Origin of the sequence: Azonexus sp., assembly GCF_036170495.1 — a bacterium.
Taxonomy (GTDB): Bacteria; Pseudomonadota; Gammaproteobacteria; order Burkholderiales; family Rhodocyclaceae; genus Azonexus.
In genome coordinates this window covers 1-1617 of the sequence record NZ_JAVHPH010000460.1, presented here as the reverse complement: position 1 = coordinate 1617, position 1617 = coordinate 1, and the positions used below count along the sequence as shown (strand labels likewise).

1 protein-coding gene is annotated in these 1617 nt (G+C 62.5%); it reads left to right on the top strand.

The annotated features are described in order from the left end of the window. Positions 1-1569, top strand: a 1569-nt coding sequence (locus ADADOO_RS16535) for a TonB-dependent receptor family protein (protein ID WP_511278610.1), incomplete at its 5' end; no start/stop codon positions are given. Between the last annotated feature and the right edge of the window lie 48 nt (positions 1570-1617).

Genomic DNA, 1617 nt, shown 5'->3' with positions numbered 1-1617 from the left:
GACCTCAGCGCCCAGGGCGAAGTCGGCGGTCTCGGCTATGTCATCGACGCCTCGCGTTTTGCCACCGACGGCTACCGCGATCACAGCCAGGCCGAGCGCGACCAGGCCATGGTCAAGCTGACCTACCGGCCAAGCCAGGACGGCAAGCTGACTTTTATCGCCAACAGCTTCAAGCAGACGGCTGATGATCCGCAGGGCCAGACCTGGGCCGGCTATCAGGCCGACCCGCGCAGCGTTGCCCAGCCGCCGCTCGATTTCAATACGCGCAAGGAAATCGACCACCAGCAGGGCGGGCTGACTTACGAGCACCGCCTGGGCGAGCATTCCGTGCTGGTTTCGGCTTATGCCGGGCAACGGTCGACCATTCAGTACCAGTCGATTCCGGTAGCGACACAAACCAGCAGCACCCGCCAACCGGGCGGTGTCATCGATTTCGACCGCACCTTTGCCGGCGCCTCGGCGCGCTGGATCGGTCGCTTCGATCTCGCAGGCGGCAAGCTGACGACGACCCTCGGTACCGATTACGAGCAGTCGACCGATGACCGGCGTGGCTACGAGAACTTTGTCGGCACCACGCTCGGCGTCAAGGGCGCGCTGCGTCGCCTCGAAGAGGATCGCGTCACGAGTTTTGATCAGTACGCGCAGGCGGAATGGCAAATTCACCGACTGACCCTGAGCGGCGGACTGCGGCACAGCCGGGTGGCCTTCAAGGTCGACGACCGTTTCACGCCCTACACCGTCGTCAATCCCAACGACAGCGGCAGCGTGACCTACGACAAGACCACGCCAACCTTCGCTGCCCTGTATCGGGTGAGCGATGCCGTGAACGTCTACGCCAGCGCTGCACGCGGTTTCGAGGCGCCGACTTTCAACGAGATGTTTTATTCGAGTGCCGGCGGCTCGTTTAATTTTTCGCTCAAGCCGTCGAACAGCACACATTTTGAAACCGGCGTGAAGGCCTTCGTCGGCAAGAACAGCCGCCTTGATGTCGCGCTGTTCCAGATCAAGACTGATGATGAAATCGTCGTCCTGTCCAGCACCAATGGTCGCACGGCCTATCAAAACGCCGGCCCGACGACCCGTCGCGGCGTCGAGGTGGCACTGGACAGCGTCTGGGAAAACAATCTGAGCAGCCGCATCGCCTACACGCTGCTCGACGCGAGATACGACCAGTCGTTTACCTTCACGACGCCTTTCCCGTTCGTTACCAAGACCGTCAACGCCGGAAACCAGTTGCCCGGGACGGCGGCGCAAACGCTGTTTGCCGATCTGGCCTGGAAGCATCCGGCCTCTGGGTTTCATGCCGCCATCGAAGGGCTGGCGCGGAGCCGGGTCTATACCGACGACACCAATGCCGAGGCGGCGCCAGCCTACGCCATCGCCAACCTGCGCTTCGGCATCGACCGCCAGTACGGCGATGTCAACCTGCGCACTTTCCTGCGCTTCGACAATATCTTCGATCGCCAGTACGTCGGCTCGGTCATCGTCGGCGACGGCTACAGCCGCTACTACGAAGCCGCACCGGGCCGTACCTGGCTGGCTGGCGTCAGCGCCCGTTATCACTTTTGAGCACCTCCATTCCCCCCGCTCAAGCCCGGTTCGCCGGGCTTTTTTGCA